The organism is Cytobacillus firmus (genome assembly GCF_023715565.1).
GTDB classification, from domain to species: domain Bacteria; phylum Bacillota; class Bacilli; order Bacillales; family Cytobacillaceae; genus Cytobacillus; species Cytobacillus firmus_C.
Map to the genome: position 1 here is coordinate 1 of NZ_JAMBOJ010000199.1, position 248 is coordinate 248.

At 46.4% G+C, this 248-nt stretch carries 1 rRNA gene; it reads left to right on the forward strand.

Annotation, left to right across the window (positions count from 1 at the left end):
- Positions 1–164 precede the first annotated feature (164 nt).
- Positions 165–248, forward strand: a 23S ribosomal RNA gene (locus M3205_RS25480); the annotation flags it as partial.

Genomic DNA, 248 nt, shown 5'->3' on the forward strand with positions numbered 1-248 from the left:
AAGCAATAACCGAGTAATCGCCATCTTAGTTTTTCTCTTATTTTTGTTATAAAACGAAGTAAGAGCACAAACCTGAGGGTAATGAGAAGCAAGAAGATCAAGGAAGCGACTGAACGAGCACCGGAGCTGACGCAGAGATTCGCTGCTTATCATTGGCCGAAGTAGGTTAAGTTAGAAAGGGCGCACGGTGAATGCCTTGGCACTAGGAGCCGATGAAGGACGGTACTAACACCGATATGCTTCGGGGA